General features: G+C 59.6%; 11 protein-coding genes. 6 read left to right on the forward strand and 5 right to left on the reverse strand.

The window, feature by feature from the left end:
• Positions 1 to 42: 42 nt before the first annotated feature.
• From Q8N04_07985 to Q8N04_07995, 3 genes are read right to left on the reverse strand one after another with little or no spacing between them, the layout of a single operon-like run.
• Positions 43 to 876 carry a hypothetical protein gene (locus Q8N04_07985; protein ID MDP3090600.1) on the reverse strand — a complete coding sequence of 278 codons (834 nt, stop codon included), beginning with the start codon at positions 874 to 876 and terminating at the stop codon, positions 43 to 45.
• Positions 866 to 1696 carry a trehalose-phosphatase gene (gene otsB, locus Q8N04_07990; GenBank protein ID MDP3090601.1) on the reverse strand — a complete coding sequence of 277 codons (831 nt, stop codon included), beginning with the start codon at positions 1694 to 1696 and terminating at the stop codon, positions 866 to 868. The genes Q8N04_07985 and otsB overlap by 11 nt, the downstream gene beginning before the upstream one ends.
• Positions 1693 to 3942 (reverse strand): trehalose-6-phosphate synthase, encoded by a 2250-nt coding sequence (locus tag Q8N04_07995; protein ID MDP3090602.1) that lies wholly within the window; start codon positions 3940 to 3942, stop codon positions 1693 to 1695. The genes otsB and Q8N04_07995 overlap by 4 nt, the downstream gene beginning before the upstream one ends.
• Positions 3943 to 3990: 48 nt before the next feature.
• On the opposite strand from Q8N04_07995, the gene Q8N04_08000 reads away from it, so the two are divergent.
• Positions 3991 to 5775 (forward strand): glycoside hydrolase family 15 protein, encoded by a 1785-nt coding sequence (locus tag Q8N04_08000; GenBank protein ID MDP3090603.1) that lies wholly within the window; start codon positions 3991 to 3993, stop codon positions 5773 to 5775.
• Positions 5776 to 5804: 29 nt separating this feature from the next.
• Here the strand turns inward: Q8N04_08000 and Q8N04_08005 are convergent, their stop codons facing one another.
• On the reverse strand, positions 5805 to 6215 hold the full coding sequence (locus Q8N04_08005; protein MDP3090604.1) for a hypothetical protein: 411 nt from the start codon (positions 6213 to 6215) through the stop codon (positions 5805 to 5807).
• 669 nt (positions 6216 to 6884) lie between these two features.
• Here Q8N04_08005 and Q8N04_08010 point away from each other — a divergent pair.
• The 5 genes from Q8N04_08010 (at position 6885) to Q8N04_08030 (ending at position 13808) form a co-directional block, all read left to right on the forward strand.
• Positions 6885 to 7115: a hypothetical protein gene (locus tag Q8N04_08010; GenBank protein MDP3090605.1), complete on the forward strand. Its 231-nt coding sequence runs from the start codon at positions 6885 to 6887 to the stop codon at positions 7113 to 7115.
• A gap of 45 nt (positions 7116 to 7160) precedes the next feature.
• Positions 7161 to 7532, forward strand: a complete 372-nt coding sequence (locus Q8N04_08015; GenBank protein ID MDP3090606.1) for a hypothetical protein — start codon at positions 7161 to 7163, stop codon at positions 7530 to 7532.
• A 183-nt stretch (positions 7533 to 7715) separates the two neighbouring features.
• Complete coding sequence (locus tag Q8N04_08020; protein ID MDP3090607.1) at positions 7716 to 8978, forward strand: TolC family protein; 1263 nt, start codon at positions 7716 to 7718, stop codon at positions 8976 to 8978.
• 24 nt (positions 8979 to 9002) lie between these two features.
• Positions 9003 to 10688, forward strand: coding sequence for an efflux RND transporter periplasmic adaptor subunit (locus Q8N04_08025; GenBank protein MDP3090608.1), 1686 nt, complete (start codon positions 9003 to 9005; stop codon positions 10686 to 10688).
• A gap of 6 nt (positions 10689 to 10694) precedes the next feature.
• Positions 10695 to 13808: a CusA/CzcA family heavy metal efflux RND transporter gene (locus Q8N04_08030; protein MDP3090609.1), complete on the forward strand. Its 3114-nt coding sequence runs from the start codon at positions 10695 to 10697 to the stop codon at positions 13806 to 13808.
• 107 nt (positions 13809 to 13915) lie between these two features.
• Here the strand turns inward: Q8N04_08030 and Q8N04_08035 are convergent, their stop codons facing one another.
• A complete protein-coding gene (locus Q8N04_08035) occupies positions 13916 to 14293 on the reverse strand; it encodes a hypothetical protein (GenBank protein ID MDP3090610.1) in 378 nt (125 codons plus the stop codon).
• Positions 14294 to 14383: the final 90 nt, after the last annotated feature.

Below are 14383 nucleotides of genomic sequence, written 5' to 3' on the forward strand. Positions count from 1 at the left end.
CAATTATGGATAGTCATCATGCATCCCCTTGGAGGCGCGCGATCAACCAGCCGCCCGGGAGCCGGCCGGCACCTGCTGAATCGCTCCCGTCTTCAGATCATAGACAAAGACCTGCTTCGCTTGCTCCGGCGTAACCGGCAGCAGGTTGGTGGCAAACGACTCGAACCTGACGTAGCGGCCGTCAGCACTGATCGTCGGATTGACGCTGGCGTTGTTGGCCTGAGTCCCGTCGTTGCCGACAGACACCCGGCTGGTTCGTCCTGTCTGCCGATCATGCACGAACACGTCGATCACTCCGTTGGTGTCGCCCGAGACAAGATTCGAGGCCAAAGACTCGAAGACGACGCAGCGTCCATCCGCGCTTAGCTGCGCCGACTGGCTGAAGTTGTTGGCCTGGTTGCCGCTGCTGTCCACCGACGCGCGCGTAGTCAGGTCCGTCATCCGGTCATGGACAAAGATGTCCCGTTGGCGATTCGTATCGTCACGCACCAGATTCGTCGCTAAAGATTCGAACACCACGACCCGTCCGTCCGGCGTGAGCGCGGGCGAAAAACTCCCGCCGTTCCCCTGAACTCCGCTGCTGCTGATGGAGACACGCACGGTTTGCTTGGAATCATTGTCGTAGACGAACACATCCGTCACCCCGTTGGTGTCGGTTGTCGTCAGGTTCGCGGCGCGAGATTCGAAGGCCACATAGCGCCGACGACCCGTGACCGGGACATCCTCCTGTCCGATCGGCCTACCGGCATCTGTTTCCGCCTGGAGCGCGCGCCCTTCGACCGGGCTTGCTGCAACGGTCTGGACGGGATTGTTCTGATTCCCGCAACCCGCGAGGGCGAGACAGCAGGCGCACAGGACCAAAGCCTTAGCCGTCATGCTCCGCTTCCTTGTGTGGAGTCATCGCCGGTCGATCGGCGTGCTGGCCCTGTTCCGGTGTCCGATCCAGGCGATGGATCAGAAACCGCAGGACATCTTCGATCTCCCCTTGATGCTTGATGTACAACTTCGCACGGGACCCGGCGTGCTGTCCAACCCGCACACCCATAACCAGCCCCTCCGTCAGTCCAAACACATCCTCGTCCGTCTCGTCATCTCCGATGAAGAAGAAGCCTGACTGGCGAAGATGCCGCATCAATGCGAGGGCCGCCCCCCCCTTGCCGCCTTTCCCCGGAGGCAAGAGATTGATCGATTGTTTCCCGATGACCAGACGAGGAGCCGGGCTCAGCTGAGTCAGCAGCGCCAGCACAGCCAGACGGACGCGGTCCTGGTCTTCATGTTCCCGATAGTGCAACGTCAGTGAATACCGCTTGTCCTCCACATCAATGCCGAGATCCGCCAACTGCGGCGCCAGCTCCCCCTTGATCGCCGCTCTCCACCCGGCACAGATCCCATCGGCCCACAGGAGCGTCACCGATGGCGTCAACGGACTTTCCAACCCGTGGTTGCCGATCAGATACGGAACGGCCCCGTTCACTCTCGGGGCCAGGTCGCTGAGCGCCCGTCCCGAGATCACGGCACAGGGAGCGCGCTTGGCCAGCTCCACCAGCCATTCATGGATCGAGCGGGTGAGTTTGACCGACTCACGATCCGGAGAAATCTTGGCCAGCGTCCCGTCAAAATCGAAGGCGTAGAGCATCGGCCCGCCGGCGAGGGCTCTCATCGCTTCCCGTCCCTCAGGCGAGAGCAAATATATCATGCCTGTCCTCCTGTGATCGTCCGCACATCCCTGGCCCCAGTCTGGCGCACGATGCGGGCGCGTTGCCGCATGCGGGCGGCATCCATCAGCATCCGGCCGGCCCAGCGGTACACGTTAAACTCCTGGACGATCCCGCGCATGCTGCGCATCCGCGCCCGCTGTTCGGTCGGCGCCATGGTGAGCGCCAGATGCATGGCCGCCGCGCATTGATCGATATTGTACGGATTGATGAGCACCGCTTCAGGCAGCTCCGTCGCCGCCCCGGTGAATTGGCTGAGAATCAGCACGCCCTGCTCGTCGTCGCGCGCGGCGACGAATTCCTTCGCGACGAGATTCATGCCGTCATGAAGACTGCTGACGATGCAGAAGTCCGCGCCTCGGTAATAGACGCTGACATCCTGCGGCTCGTGATGCTCGATCCGCACTTGAATGGGGCAATAGCCTTCCCGGCCGAATCGCGCGTTGATGCGTTCCGCCGACGCCAGCACATTCCGGCTGAACTGTTGATACTCCTCGATTTTCGATCGGCTCGGGGCGGCAATCTGGACAAACGAAAAACGACCGATCCATTCCGGCTGCAGTTCCAGTAGTCGTTCCACCGCGAGGAACCGCTCGAGGATGCCTTTGGTATAGTCGAGCCGCTCGACGCCGACGCCGACGCGATGGGTGTGTGGAAGCGTATTCAACGTGCGAATGCGGGTTTTGCACTCGGAGACCGGCGGCAGCTGCGCCATCTGCTGCCCGGGCCATGCGATAGAGATCGGGTAAGGATTTACGGCCGTCATTTTCCCTTGATAAGAAATAGTGGAGCTGTCGCGGTCGATTCTCGTTTCGAGTGACCGGTCCACCGTCTCGATGAAGTTGCTGCAATGAAAGCGCGTGTGAAATCCGAGAATGCTGCTCCCCAGGAGCCCTTCAAGAATGTCCCGATACCAGGGACAGATGGCATAGCGCTCCGGGTTGGGCCAGGGAATGTGCCAGAAGGTGATGATCGTCGCGTTCGGCAAATGGTCGCGCACCATTTTCGGCACCAGCGCGAGGTGATAATCCTGGACGAGCACGACCGGATTATCGGTCTTGGCCTCCTCAATGATGGCCAGGGCGAACCGCTCATTGATCTCTTTGTAATGCTGCCAGTCAGAAGAACGAAAGACTGGCCGGACGTGAGCCAGGTGGCAGAGCGGCCAGAGGCCTTCGTTGGCAAATCCATAGTAATAGCCGGCCTCTTCTTCCGCTGACATCCAGATCCGTCTGATTTCGTATTCGGGATGGTCCGGCGGTACGCGGACATGGCCCCGCGCATCAACGACCTCCCGATCGGCGGTCCCGCTGCCGTGCGCGATCCACACCCCGGAACAGGCGCGCATGACCGGCTCCAGCGCGGTGACCACCCCGCTGGCCGGCACCTGCACTTCGAGCTGCTGATCGTGCCAATTGTGAATATAGGGTTCACGGTTAGAGACGATGAGCACTTCGTCGCCCGCGAGGTGGTCGTGGAGAATGGTCTTCAGTGTGGCAGGTGTCCAGCTCATCTGGCTTTCGTCCCGCATGCGTTTGTCCGCCTCGAGATCGTGTATGAGGGCGCGAAGATCCTGGGCGACCGGATGCATGTCGGCGCCGGGCTTCGGCTCTCCGATCAAGGCGACCAAGCCTTCCCCCCGAAGCATCGACCGCACACCTGCGATCCATCCCCGCCAACTCAGATGCGCGACCAGAACCGTCACCAGTGAGATCACGCCGCCGATGACGGCGAAGAGATAAAAGAGATACCATTTGGTGTCGCTGCTACGCCGCTCGATCCAGCTCATGTCGTGGACGAGCATGAGGCGCCCCCAGTCCCTGCCGTTCCCTTCGATGCCCACGGCGGCGACATGAACAGCCCCCTGGGAGAGACGCAGGAGGGCCGTCTGACCTGCTTTGAGCGTACTCGCACCATCACAGGATATCGAGTCGGGGTACGTGAGAGTCTTGTAGATCAATTTGCCGTCACGGTCGCAAAATCCGACGGCGTACAGCCGTTCGTCCTGAATGATCCGATGGAAGTAGTTCAGCAGCTTGGTCTTCGACTCTGTCGCCAGAAGATCGACCAGAGGACTTTCGACCATGCGGCCGATCAGGGCCGACCGGATTTCGAGATCCCGCACGAACCATTTGAGCGTCAACGTATCGACAAGAGGAATAACGGCATAAGCCAGACCCGCCAGCACCAGGGCCAGCGGCAACAGGAATCGCAGCGATAACCGCATCGTTCACCTCTCGTTTACATCGGACAGCAAATCGCCTATGGTGAAGGCATGTATCCCTACGGCCTTGTCGGCAATTGCCAAACCTCGGCGCTGATCGGCTTGAACGGCAGCGTGGAATGGATGTGCGCGCCCCGCCCGGACAGTCCTCCGGTCTTCGGCCGGCTGCTGGATCCGGACGGCGGGCATTTTTCGATCTCGAGCCCCCTCGCGCCCTCCGGCCTCAGGTCCGAGCAGCGCTATCTGCCGAACACGAACATTCTGATCACCACCGTCACGTTGCCGAACGGCGACGCCTTCCGGATCACCGACTTCTGTCCGCGTTTCGAACAATACGGCCGTATCTACCGGCCGTCGGCCCTGTTCCGGATGGTCGAACCGCTCCAGGGCACTCCGGCGATCCGGGTCAACTGCTGTCCGGTTTCCGGCTGGGAGAAGACTCCGGTGCAACCCGTGCGAGGCAGCAACCACCTCCGCTACGAGATTCGCGGTGACGTCCTCCGGCTGCTGACCAACATGCCGCTGACCTACCTCTGCGAAGAGATCCCGATGGCGCTGACACAGAAATTCTATTTCGCCATGACCTGGGGACTCGGCATCGAAGACGATCTCATCAAGGTCACGCACGACTTTCTGGAGCAGACCGCCCGCTATTGGCGCATCTGGGTGAAGAACTGTTCGGTGCCGCTGCTGCACCAACAGGAAGTCATCCGCTCGGCCCTGGCGCTCAAGCTGCACTGTTTCGAAGACACGGGAGCCATCCTGGCGGCCCTCACGACGAGCCTTCCGGAACAGCCGGGCGGACAGCGCAACTGGGATTACCGGTTTTGCTGGCTGCGCGATGCCTATTTTGCGCTCACGGCATTTCATAACCTGGGCCATTTCGAAGAGATGGAAGCCTTCCTGAAATTCCTGCTGAACATTGCGCATACGCATGAACATTCCCGCGACCGGCTACGGCCGGTGTACACGCTCAGCCAAGGATTGCCGCTTCCCGAGACGGAGCATCCGAATTGGTCCGGCTACCAGAACAGCCGACCGGTGCGCAGCTACAATCAGGCCGCGGAGCACGTGCAGAACGACGCCTACGCCGAAATGATCCTGACCTTCACGCCGATCTTCTTCGACGAACGGTATGTCGATTTGCGCACGCGAGATCTCGATGCCCTGCTGGCGCATCTGGCGAAACTGTGCGTCCGCAGTATCGGCCAGCCGGATGCCGGTCTCTGGGAGATTCGCAACGGCTGGCAGGAGCATTCCTTCACGAATCTGCTGTGCTGGGCCGGACTCGAACGATTGGAACGGATCAAACAGGCCGGGCATCTCCCCTCCGTCTCGACCGGCCTCACGGCCGGACGCATCCAGGCGGAAGACGCCTTGCTCCGCGCCGTCCGCGAGGGAGCCGTTCGGAACGGTCCCACCGACCCCAGTTTCGACGCCGCGCTGGCCCAGCTGCCCATCCTCGGCTACCCGAATCGCCCCCTGTGCGAGTCGACGGTCACCCACATCACCCGCGAGCTGTCGCTCCGCATCGGAGGCGAGGATACCGGCTTCTTCTACCGCTATGTGCGGAACGACGACTTCGGAAAGCCGGAGGGTGCCTTCGTCATCTGCTCGTTCTGGATCGCCCAGGCCCTCGCTCGCCTGGGATGCGTGGACGAAGCACGGACGATCCTCGACCGCGTACTGACGGCGTCCAATCATGTCGGGCTGTTTTCCGAACACTTCATTCCCTCCACAAACACCCAGTGCGGAAACTTTCCCCAGGCCTACTCCCACGTCGGCCTCATCAATGCCGCGTTCGCCGTCAGTCCTCCCTGGAGCGATGTGCTCTGAGCGAAGGAGGTTTCTTTACTTGCAACTCATTACCCGCCACTCTCCACGCGAATGGTTGCTGTCGGAGTAATACGCCCTCGTGGATTATCCGGCTCTAGCCAGACGTTGTACTTCAAGTCTCCACGACGGACGAAGCAGAGACTGACCGATTCGCCGGGCGGAATCGTGACCAGGTCGTTAATCTGCCCAAAGAGTGTTGTGATGCCATGATCACATCCCACTTCATCAAGCAGTCTCATCGTCAGAAATCCCAACCGAATCGGGTTCGAGCGGAGATTGGTCCAACGTACCTCTTCCCCAGGGACGGCGTAGAGAAGGCTCGGCGTCACCTCGTCTGTGACTTCGACTGTACGGACCTGTGCCTTAATATCGGGCACGGAGGGGTGGCTGCAGGCTGTGACGATGCCCACCAGCACCAGACAAGACCAGATCATTCGCATCTTCTTTCCTTCTTTCAGTTTGAAAATAACGGCGCAGGACGCTTTGACTTTCCATCAACACCACGCGCCTGCCTGTCGCAAACGCGTACCCTGCCCAGCACGTCAAAGATGTGAACAGCCGACAAACTGAGCCAGAGAGGTCAGAGCTCTCCGAACTACGACTCAAAATGAGGGGGCCGTGGAAAAACCAGAAGAACGCTAAAGTACGGGAGGGTGAAAGAACACGGAGGGTAACAGTGATACATGTAGAGGAGACGCGACATCAGCGACTTGAAGGAATTCAACGGAGGGATCCAGACGAAGAGACATTGAGGGAACGGAAAACCCTTCCAGAACCGACGCCCCTAGCGTATCGATAGTAAGCAAAGGGCTCAGAAGTGTCACGGGAACTCCCAGCATCTGCATAATTACGCAGACACAGAGAAACAGGACGATCCCGAGCATAGGGCCTTGACTGCCTGGATGAGCAAAACGGATCGCAAATAGCATATGGGCAAAAGATACTCTTTCGTGAACGGCCTGACAAGGCAATCTTTTCAATTCCCATCGCTGTTGTGCCTGACAGCTTAGATTCAAGGACCATCTCACAAGGCCAATAGGTTTGGGGTACTTCGCAGATTGGTCAGTCGGACTGTGTCGAACTCGATGACGCCAGTTTGCCGAACGAGGATGACTGAATCTCTCAGAACCAGGGGCGTGCCACCGGAGCAGATCCCACTCTTTTTCGGGAAGTACTTCGCGTTTCTGAAAAGCGAACTGGGCGTCGACATCTACGGGAATCAAACCATGATGCTGCTCTACAACATCGATCCGGCGCGAGTCGCCGATTCGGTCACCCCCGTTCCACTGGCCAAGATAGTGGACCTGTTCGCGTCAGCCGACCGAATGATTGTGTATTAGGAACACCGTGTTGACGCCCGAAATAGAGGGGAATAGACTGACGCTATGCATGTACGTTTTCATCGTCCCCATGTAGTTCTCGCCTGCACGCTCATCGTGCTCTTTTTCGCGTTGAGCTTTAATGCCTATGCCTGTCTCCTGCCGGTGAATGGGGCCACGGCCGCTGCCATGGGCAATGGCTGTTCGACTCCGGATGAGCAACCGGTCTATCAGTTCTGCGATGCGTTTAAGACGCTCGGTGTGCAGTCGGCCGATAAGCTCCATGTCAGCAGTGACTGCCAGCCGATCTGTTCTGACGATACCGCCTCGTTAGCGCTACTGGTCATCGTGACCTCACAAAGCAGCCGCTTGTCCGATCATCCCATGGTCGGTCCGCCTCAGGATCTCCTGCTCAAGATCTCCGTGCTTCGCATCTGATCTCCCCGGCCCATACCTCGTAATCGGTCCATTGCAATAATCTGTGCTGCACGATGCTCGGTTTCGGCGTCCGGCCTGCCGTCTCATTCTTTTGGGCGCGTACGACCAGAGCAGAGATTGGGCATCGAGCGTGGGGGAACTCTGGGAGGTCTTGCTATGAGACAGAATAGACGACGTCAATGTGTGGCTATCGCGTCAGTGCTGATGATGGTGTTCAGCAGCGGACTGTCGAGGGCCCACAGCCCCGACTCTGCACCACGCAATCGTTTGGTGTTACCGGAATTGATCCAGGAGGTCCTGGCCAAGAATCCCGAGCTGCTGGCGGCGCGCAAGCAATGGGAAGCGGCCACGACTCGGAGTACGCAGGTGCGGTCGCTGGAGGACCCGACGCTGTCAGTCCAGTTGTGGAATATCCCGCAGACCTTCAATGTCACGCAGGCGCAGAACACGATCTTCGGGCTCTCGCAGAGTTTCCCGTTCCCCGGCAAACTCGCGCTCAAAGGCGACGTGGCGAGTCGTGCGGCCGAGATGACCGAGCAAGCGGTCCGTGCGAAGGAACGGGAGTTGGTCGCTCGCCTAAAACAGACCTACTACGATCTGTTTCTCACGCACAAGGCGATCCAGATTCATCAGGAACACGTCGCCCTGCTCGGACAGTTCGTCGAAAGTACGACTGCAAAGTTCCGGACGGGCAAGGGAAGCCAAGCCGATGTCCTCAAAGCCCAGGTCGAGTTGTCGCTGTTGTTTCAGCAACTGCCCGTCCTGGAACAGCGCCGCGAGACGGCCGAAGCGATGCTGAACACGCTGCTGGATCGGGATCCCACCTCATCCTTGGACCTTCCTCAAGAGCCGTCTCAGATCCCGCTCGACAACACCCTCGACGATCTCCACCGGCTCGCGCTCACCGACCGGCCGGAGCTCAAGGTCGCCGAACTGGCCGTGCAACGGAACGAGCAGTCCCTCACGCTGGCCCAGCGGCAGTACTACCCGGATTTTCAAGTGGCGTTTCAGCGCTTCCAGAATTTTCAGACCAACGACGGGTTCGGCGCTTACGTAGCGATGAGTATCCCCTTCGCGTTCTGGACCAAACCGAAGTATGACGCCAGCGTACAGGAAGCTGCGGCCGCGGTGTCGACCGCTCGGGCACAGCACCATACCGTAGAAAACCTGACTCGTTTTCAGATCAAAGACCTTCTGGCCAGGCTTCGGGCGACCGACCAGACAGCCACGTTGTACCGCACCACCATCTTGCCCCAGGCCGAGCAAAGCCTGGAAGCCGCGCGTGTCGGGTATCGGACGGGCAAAGCAGGGTTTCTAGATCTGATCGAGACCCAGCGGGCGTGGCGAGGATTTCAGCTTGAGTACGTCAAGACCCTCGTAGATCGACAGCATCGACTGGCTGAACTTGAGCAGGTCGTTGGGGTCGATCTCGATCGTCAGCACTAATTCGGACTCAAAGGAGAACTCCTCATGAATCGACAGACATCCATAAACAGTTTCGTGATTGGCGCTGTGGCCATCGGTGTGATGGCCGGAGTCGCTGGTGGTTTCTTCATCGCTCACAGAATGACGACGGGGGACATGAAGCAGGGGGAGATGAACGGGATGCCGATGGAGGGCACGATGTCCATGAAAGACATGGCACCCGTGGGAGAAGCAGGCGCCTCGGCGCCCGCGAGGCGGGTGGGTGAGATAGGAGGCATGTCCGGAGCGCCGTCGGGGGCGGTGGTGGTTCCGGCTGTGATGAGGCAGCTGATCGGAGTCCGGAGTGCCTCGGTCACCTCCGCATCCTTGGGGCAAGAGATCCGCGCGGTCGGCACGGTCGGCTATGACGAGCGTGGCTTGACGCAGGTCACCGTGAAAACGTCCGGGTGGGTGCGAGAGGTCTTTGTCGATTCGATCGGTCGCCCGGTCCGGACAGGCGAACCCCTCTTTACCCTCTACTCACCGGACCTTCTGGCCACGCAAGACGAATATCTTCTGGCCGTGAAAACGCAAGACCAACTGGCGGCCAGTCCACTTGCTGCCGTCACAGCCAATGCGGCGTCCCTCGTCGCGAGTGCGCGGGAACGCCTTCGATTGTGGGATGTGACCGATGCGCAAATCGCGGCGCTGGCGCGTCGAGGGACAGCGGAGCCGGTGCTCACGGTCTATGCCCCGTCCTCCGGGATCGTTCTGAAGCGAGACGCCGTGCCAGGGAAATATGTGGAGCCAGGCACAACACTCTATGAGGTGGCGGATCTGTCCACGGTCTGGATCTCCGCCGATATCTATGAGTCCGAAGTCGCGGCCGTGAAGCTCAATCAGCCCACCTCAGTCACGTTCGCGGCCTATCCAGGCACAACCTTTCGCGGCACGGTGGCCTATGTCTATCCGTCGTTGAATACCGAAGCCCGTACGGTGCGCGTGCGGGTGGACTTACCGAATCCTGGACTGAAGCTGAAGCCCGGCATGTACGGGAACGTCATCGTACAGACGGATACGGTCCATACCTTAGTCGTGCCGAAGGAAGCGGTGCTGGAGACGGGACTTCGCCAACTCGTGTTCATGGATCGGGGGCAAGGCCGTTATGAGCCGGCGTCAGTCAAGTTAGGGCGTCGGAGTCAGGACTCTGTGGAAGTGCTGGAAGGACTCACCGCAGGAGATCGCATCGTCACCTCGGCCAATTTCTTGTTGGACGCAGAGAGCAAATTGGCCTCGGCGTCGAGCATGCAGGGCATGATGGGCCGGATCGGCATGGCTGATTGGCAGATGCGTGGCGCGCATGAAGGCAAGATGGAAGACATGTCGGGCATGGAGATGGGGAGTCAGAAGGGGATGACTGTGGCCGAGACCCGTCAGATGGACGGGCTCACGCTCTCACTCACTACGGTGCCGGAAAAACCCAAGGCCGGTGACGTACTGCTCCGGCTCAACGTGACAGATCAGGCCGGCAAGCCGGTGACTAATGCGCAAGTATTCTTCGTCTATACCATGCCGATGCCGGGCATGGCCGATTCCAAGGCGCCGGCTCGCCCCACCAAGGCGGGGCTCTACGAAGGGACGGTGAGATTCGGCATGGGTGGCACCTGGGTGGTGACGGTCAAGGTGACGGTACCAGGGCGACCGCCGATTGCCGAAACGTTTCGGTTCTCGGTCGCCGGCGGAGGCATGTAATCCATTATGATCGCGCGACTCATTGAAGGAAGCGCCCGCAATCCGATTCTGGTCCTCCTCTGTGTCTTGTTGCTGGCTGCCTGGGGTGCATGGGCGGTCTTGCAGGTTCCGCTGGATGCGATTCCGGATCTGTCCGATGTCCAGGTGATCATCTACACCGAATGGTCGGGGCACAGCCCCACGTTGATTGAAGACCAGATCACCTATCCAATCGTCACGTCCCTACTCGCTGGGCCGAGCGTCAAACGGGTGCGGGGGGTCTCGGAGTATGGGGTCTCGTACGTGTACGTGATCTTCGAAGACCGGACAGACGTGTACTGGGCGAGGAGCCGCGTGCTGGAATATCTTCAGAAGCTCACCGGAAAACTTCCGGCCGGCGTTACACCAACCTTGGGACCGGATGCTACGGGAGTCGGGTGGGTCTATCAGTACGCGTTGGTGGACGAATCTGGAGCACACGATCTGGCTCAGCTCCGCGGCCTTCAAGACTGGTACCTGCGCTACCAATTAGAAAGTGTGCCAGGAGTGGCAGAAGTGGCAGCGATCGGCGGGTTCGTCAAACAATATCAAATCGAGGTAGACCCGAACACGTTGGCCGCCTATCGATTGTCGATCAAGACGATCATCGAAGCGGTCCGGAACAGCAATGCGGAGGTGAGCGGCCGTGTCTTGGAAATGGCCGGCACGGAATACGTGATTCGAGGGCGCGGCTACCTGCGCTCGGTTGAGGATATTGAATTAATCCCTGTCGGGACAGATGGTCGCGGCACGCCTACCTTGATTCGTGATATCGCCCATGTCCACATCGGGCCGGACCAGCGGCGAGGGATCGCTGAGTTGGACGGCAAGGGCCAGACCGTGGGAGGCATTGTGATCATGCGGGCCGGCGAACATGCGCTCGCCGTGATCGAGCGGATCAAAGCCCGGCTGGATGAGATCACACCAGCCCTGCCAAAGGGTGTGCACATTATTCCTACCTATGATCGATCAGATCTCATTCATCGGGCCATCGCCGTGCTCCGCGAAAAGCTCGTGGAGGAGAGTGTCATCGTTAGCCTGGTCGCCGTGCTGTTTCTGTTCCATCTACGCAGTGCGTTGGTGGCCATCCTCATTCTGCCCGTGGCCGTGCTCCTCGCCTTCATTCCGATGGCCTACTTGAAGATCACGTCTAACATCATGTCGCTCGGTGGGATCGCCATTGCTATTGGCGCAATGGTCGATGCCGCCATTGTGATGGTGGAGAACGCGCATAAGCGGTTGGAGCAACATCCCCATTCGGACAGGATTGAGACCATCATCTCGGCGGCCAAAGAAGTCGGCCGTCCCTTGTTCTTCTCGCTGCTGGTGATCGCCGTGTCGTTCCTGCCGATTTTTGCCCTGGAAGCGCAGGAGAGTCGACTGTTTACGCCGTTGGCGTATACCAAGACATTTGCGATGCTCGCTGCCACCGGGCTCTCGGTGACGTTGGCTCCTGTGCTGATGGTCCTGCTGATCCGGGGGCGTATCCGAGCGGAAGCCATAAATCCCTTGAACCGGCTGCTGATATTTTTATATCGGCCCATCCTTTCGGGTGCGTTGCGCGTTCGGTGGCTGACATTGGCGCTGGCAGTGGCGGCAGTCGGGCTCACGGTGCCGGTGTTCATGCGCCTGGGGGCTGAATTCATGCCACCACTGAACGAGGGGACCATCCTCTACATGCCAACCACCGTCCCCGGCCTTTCGATCCCCGAAGCGGCCAAGGTGTTGCAGGTCCAGGACCAGCTACTCACGACCTTTCCCGAAGTGGAGCGGGTGTTCGGCAAGATGGGGAAGGCCCCCACGGCCACCGATCCGGCCTTTGTCGGGATGGCTGAGATCACAGTCACCCTCAAACCGGAAGCGCACTGGCGACCCGGCATGACCTGGGACCGTTTGCTGGATGAGATGGATGCCAAGCTGCGCATTCCTGGCTTTCCGAACATTTGGTGGATGCCGATCCAGACCCGCACGGAAATGATCACGACCGGTGTCCGAAGTCCCGTCGGGATTAAAGTCCTGGGACCGGATCTGAAGATGATTGAGAAAATTGGAATAGACATCGAGCAGGTCCTGGCGAGCGTGCCAGGCACCAAGAGCGCATTCGCGGAACGGCTCAACGAAGGGTACTATCTGGACCTGATCGTGAACCGACGCGAAGCGGCCCGCTACGGCCTGACGGTGGGAGATGTGCAAGCGGTCATTACTACAGCCATAGGGGGAGAAACCGTCACGACCACGGTCGAGGGGCGGGAGCGGTATCCGGTCACGGTCCGCTATCAGCGTGAGCTGCGCGATGACCCTGACCGGCTCAAGCGGGTGCTGATCCCCACATCAAGTGGTACGCAGATCCCACTCGGACAGGTCGCGGAGATGGTGATCACGCAGGGGCCGACGTCGATCGCGGATGAGGCCGGGGCGCTGGCCGGTCTCGTGTCGGTTGCGGTCAGTGGACGCGACTTGCGCGGCTATGTCCAGGACGCCCAACGAGCGGTTCGAGACCGGGTAACAGTACCTCCTGGGTACCGACTGATTTGGACCGGTCAATACGAGCATCTGGTGCGGGCTGAAGAGCGATTAAAGCTGGTCGTCCCCATAACTCTGGCCTTGATCCTCTTGTTGCTGTATCTGAATTTTCGGTCGCTGGCGAAATCGCTGATCGTGCTGCTGTCCGTCCCCTTCGCCGCGATCGGGGCGATCTGGTATCTCGACTATCTGGGCTACAACCTCAGCGTGGCGGTCTGGGTGGGCATCATCGCGCTGGCCGGTGTGGCGGCGGAGACGGGCGTGGTGATGCTCGTCTATCTGGACGAAGCCTATGAGCGTCGAGTGCGTGAAGGTCGCATGACGACCGTTCACGACCTGCGCGAAACCATCATGGAGGGCGCAGTTCAGCGGGTCCGGCCCAAGATGATGACCGTCGCCGCGATTATGGGCGGGTTGCTCCCGATCATGTGGACCACCGGCACGGGCGCCGACGTGATGAAACGGATTGCCGCGCCCATGATTGGCGGCATGGTGAGCTCGACAGTGCTCACGCTGCTGGTGATTCCGGTCCTCTATGGCCTGTGGCGTGGACCATGGTCAAGGCCTGGCATCAAGTGATGATTCTGGTGGATGCGCATCGATGTGCTGGGGTCACTGTGAGATGGCCCCGATCTCGCTGAGTCAATAGACGCTCCGGAGTGCAGTCGGCCTGCACAAAGAGGCTGTTAGAGGCTCTTCCGATTTCGGAAGTAGTTCCAGACATCAATCGTATCGAGCACCAGGGAGATGGCCATGGAGACCGACAAGATGAGCAAATACTGTTTGAATGAAGCTTCAGCGGTAGGAATCTTGATCACGATATAGGCCAGCAACGGGATCCATGGGAAGTGGCCGAGCCCAAGGATCTTGGTGAATCCATATCGCGCATAGAGCCCCATCATCAGCATCGCGCTCGCGAGAAAATTCATGAAGATGAGCTGGGCGACCGCTTCCTGCCAGAAGGCGAGACTGGCCATGTTGACGAGCATGAGAAACAGTACCCACAGGGAGACCCATACGGGCTGCTCCATCAATTCAATGAAAAATCGTAATGGGTTTCTCATGCCTGAATTCCTTCTGATGATTGGGATCAGCCGTGTGTTGGTGATCACTGATAAGGGGCGGACACCCGGCTGGATCGATAGCGCCGACCG

The sequence above is a fragment of the Nitrospira sp. genome (assembly GCA_030692565.1).
GTDB lineage: Bacteria > Nitrospirota > Nitrospiria > Nitrospirales > Nitrospiraceae > Nitrospira_D.